Below are 2896 nucleotides of genomic sequence, written 5' to 3'. Positions count from 1 at the left end.
CGGGCGAAGATTTGGGTCTTTTTACTAACTTAAGGATGGCTTGATAATGAGCAAGTTAGAAAGCATGCGTACATCCTTCAGGGGGTGTAAAGGTGCAGCTTGTTTGCCTGATCGAAGTAACTTTCACACCATCAGCCCCCTGGGGTGTTGGGTGGTTCGTAAAAGCTGTTCTCGACAAGGCGGTTACCGGGCGACACAAAGCGCGGCTCGACAGGGCGGTTTCGGTCGACACGAGGCACTTGGGAGTTAGCCAGGCGGCAAATGAGTTAGGTGAATCTCGGCTGACAGGCAGCACGTTGTAGTTTATCAAGCCTACAAAAAAGAGTACGGGCGACATTCAGCACTTGGACGTTCGGCAGGCTTTCAAAAGGAGAAAAAGGCCACGGCTGACAACGGGTAATTGGGCGTTAGGCAAGCCTAAAAAAGAGTAACTTTGTTACAGTAGCATAAGCACAATAATACAATGACTAACAAAACAAAGAAATCCCTTTCCCCTTTGGTAGTGCGCGGACGTAATGCAACGGGTAAAATCATTGAGGGTTCCATTCCTGCTGGCACGTTGCCGACAGAAGATCCCGGACTGGCTATCCAGAAGATATTAGCCAAACACAAAGACATCACGCCTACGCCTGTTTCAACTCAATGACTACCACCTCACCGGATTCGTTCGTACTGGTGGACACAGGTGTAATGAGCCGTTTCTTCTTGAAAAAGCCGCAAATTGTTGAAGCGTACAGTAAATTGACAGTTATAGCTGTGCCTGTCATTTCAGCCAGCATTTATATCGAGTTGATGCGCTGGTTAATCAACGTTCGAGGCCGAGTTGTTGATCCAATTACCAAAAGTGAGTTTGATACGATCCGAAACCAATTGGATAAGTATGTGCAACTCAATCATGGGGATTGTATTGAACTGGCGGTTGAAGCCTGTCGGCTTTACCCGGATACTGGTCTGGGCGATTGTTTCACGATTGGGGTAGGTTTATTTTTTGATATTCCTGTTTTCACGCTCAATCAGAAGCATTTTGAGCGGATACCGGGCGTTCGGCTTTATCGCCCTGATAATTATGATTTGCTAGAAACCAAATAACAAGGCAGGTTTCGGGCGACAGGCAGCAAGCCGCAAAGTCAGCGTTTTCAGCCCAACCGAACGAGGCCGAAAAGGCTCCTACGTCGCCATCGGGCCGTCGTTGGCGTTGGGTGCGGGTCCAAAATGTGCTTGTGGGGCGGGTCGCGGTCGACAGGTTGCAGGCCGCAGAAGGTAGGTTTGGGCTTCCATTTCTGGGTTTCGTGTGACACAGGGAACGCCCCGGTTAGGCACGTAGCATGAATCAAATTGAAAAATGAATGTTGACCACATATTTATTTTCGCTGAAGATAAAGGACAGATAGCTGACCAGCTCGTCGGCTTTGGACTAACTGAGGGAAGTAGCAGAACTCATACAGGACAAGGTACAGCCAATCGTAAATTTTACTTTAGAAACTTCTTCTTAGAGGCTTTATGGGTTCACAACGAAGATGAAATAAATAGTGAGTTGATTAAGGAGACTGGCCTTTGGCATAGAGCCAATTTTAGAAATACTCACTTTTCTCGCTTCGGACTTTGCCTTATAAATACTGACGAAACAGAACGGCTATTTGAAAATGCGTTTAAGTATCAACCAACATATTTCCCTGAAGGATTAACAATCGATGTTTTAAGAAACGAGGGTAGCCCTGCACTTCCATGGGCTTTCAGGCTTCCTTTCAAAGGACAAAAGAAAAATGAAACTGAACCAACAGACCACCCAAGCGGCATGAGTTCATTAACCAGATCAATTTTTGAATGCGAAGGCACGATTAGTAAAGATTTTCTTGGGTACTTTGAAAGTGAGAGCGGTCTCGAATTTAAAACCTCCTCAAGAACATGGCTAACCTTAATCTTCGACAACGAAGTTCAAGGCCATAGCTTTGATTTCGAGAATCTCAGCTTAACATTTCGCTATTAGCTCTGCTCCGCGTGGGGTGGTTTCCGCTGACAGGTTGCATGTCCCAAAGTCAGGCGTTCAGCCCAACATCCTCTGTGTTCGCGGGCGAACGAACCCCAACCAACGCATGAGACCAGAAAGTCAGCCCGTAGCCCTATATTTACGTAGCTATCAGTAGCCCCTTTGTGGGAAGATCGTCCTCTTCTCTGGTGCTTTCAGCCCGGCCAACGTCCCGATTTGGCTATGAGACAGGGACTATTTTATCAGTGCCTGCCTTGAGAACCCCACTGGTAGAGCGGGCCAGCCCGCTACTCCGTACATCATGATTATCGTTTATCTAACATAGCCCGCTGATAGCCCTTTTGACTTACTGCTAACCCCCTTCAGCGATGAAAAAGCAGACAGAAGAGTATCGGAAAATGCCTATTGTTCATCAGCAGGTGGCTGGTATCGACATCGGCTCTCAGTTTCACGTCGTCGCTATCGGCGACGACCCCAAACAAGATGTGCAGCAGTTTGGGGTATCGACAAAGGAACTCGTCCGGCTGGCCCAATGGCTGACCGACAACCACGTCAAACATGTGGCCATGGAAGCCACTGGCGGCTATGAAAAACCACTGGTGAACGTCTTACAGGAGGCTAATTTCGAAGTTTTAGTAACTGCCGGTGCCAATACCAAGAACTACCGGCGCTTCAAGTCCGATACGTCCGATGCGATTCACATTCGTACCCTGCACAGTCTGGGTCTGCTGCCCCCCATCTTCCTTCCCGACGAGTTCTCAACACTGATCCGGCCTTTGGTGCGGCTGCGGAAGAGTTTGGTCGAAGATGCTGCTGATTACATCCGGCGTATCCAGAAAGCCCTGCGGGTGGGCAATGTACGCTTAGATACGGTGCTGACCGATACCAACTCGGTGTCGGGTTTGCGGA

Annotated in this window: 4 protein-coding genes; all 4 read left to right on the top strand. The window is 48.5% G+C overall.

Features of this window, described 5'->3' with window-relative positions; genetic code table 11:
- The first annotated feature begins 463 nt into the window (after positions 1-463).
- The gene (locus ACYVHB_RS32740; protein WP_461056278.1) at positions 464-646 is read left to right on the top strand and encodes a hypothetical protein; all 183 of its coding nucleotides are present in this window, start codon (positions 464-466) and stop codon (positions 644-646) included.
- Positions 643-1089, top strand: a complete 447-nt coding sequence (locus tag ACYVHB_RS32735) for a type II toxin-antitoxin system VapC family toxin (protein WP_461056276.1) — start codon at positions 643-645, stop codon at positions 1087-1089. Before ACYVHB_RS32740 ends, ACYVHB_RS32735 begins: the two co-directional genes overlap by 4 nt.
- A 253-nt stretch (positions 1090-1342) precedes the next feature.
- Complete coding sequence (locus ACYVHB_RS32730; protein WP_461056274.1) at positions 1343-1987, top strand: VOC family protein; 645 nt, start codon at positions 1343-1345, stop codon at positions 1985-1987.
- A gap of 368 nt (positions 1988-2355) precedes the next feature.
- On the top strand, positions 2356-2896 hold a 541-nt coding region (locus ACYVHB_RS32725), incomplete at its 3' end, for an IS110 family transposase (protein WP_461056272.1).

The organism is Spirosoma arcticum (assembly GCF_054779955.1).
Note: the sequence above shows the minus strand (reverse complement) of the source record. Positions and strands in the feature narration are given on the sequence as shown.